Below are 1,025 nucleotides of genomic sequence, written 5' to 3'. Positions count from 1 at the left end.
CGTTCCTCGACTTTTTGCGCCGATTGAAAGAGAAATATACGGACCGATTCCTCGTGCTTGTGTTGGACAATGCGCGTATTCATCATGCCAAGATGGTGCAAGCCTTTCTTGATGGCGAGGAAGGCGCTGCTTTTCATTTCATCTTTTTGCCACCGTATTCTCCACAGTTAAATCCGATTGAACGGCTGTGGAAGTGGTTGAAAGATGAAGTGATTGCCAACGTTTTTCACAAGGATCAAAATGACATTGCCCAATCCATTACTCGCTTTGAACAGTACGTTCTACAACACCCGGATGAGGTGTTGAGCCGCATGGGGTGCGCTGTGTGAATCAGAGGTTAAAATGCCAATTTGGATGTATATAGAATCAGAACTAAAACAACAAGAGTGGGGAATGACGGATTTTCGCTTAACTGACCCAGATGGTTATTATTTAAGAATCACTTCACCTAAAAAGTGATAATTTGAATGCTTTAATTAAACCAATCAGGGACACCTGTTGTTTTAAACACGGAAGATAAGTTCAACCCTTGTTAATTATGTAACTTCAACTAACGGTTAGGGATATTTCAATAATTCTAAGCCCTAAGCTGCATAGATTGTTTAACTATTAGTCGTATTTAATTGATAGTTATAATTGACAAGTCAAAAAGCAGGGAAATTACCCTGCTTTTTTGATGTAATTTTGATGTCAGTTAATTGGTCAAAATTGATGTCAATTTCAACTGTTCTTCTATTTTTGCACCTCAAATCGGAACTCGTTAGTCTTTAATGCCCTTTTCTTTTTTTCGCTCCAATAAAAAGAAATCGAGAAATGTACCAATCGATACTTTCCTCGATTCCCTTCAATCCTATTCCCTTGTTTTATTTCCCAATCATCGTCACACTTTTTTTTGATACACTCTTTTTCGCAAAAAGAGGTTGTTTCAAATCCTTTACTTTTTTATACAGAAACTATGAACCTACCATCAGTTGAACAATCAAGCATCTATCCAATAACTATATACATGCACTTTAAAACGATGA

General features: G+C 37.2%; 1 protein-coding gene. It reads left to right on the top strand.

What is annotated here, in order from left to right; translation table 11 throughout:
• The coding region (locus tag GZ1_RS17725) for a transposase (RefSeq protein WP_174520703.1) at positions 1 to 329 on the top strand (329 nt) is incomplete at its 5' end.
• Between the last annotated feature and the right edge of the window lie 696 nt (positions 330 to 1,025).

It is taken from the genome of Geobacillus zalihae NBRC 101842 (assembly GCF_001544135.1).
Classification (GTDB): Bacteria; Bacillota; Bacilli; order Bacillales; family Anoxybacillaceae; genus Geobacillus; species Geobacillus zalihae.
The sequence above is the reverse complement of the archived record's forward strand: the minus strand, read 5'-3'. Positions and strand labels throughout refer to the sequence as shown.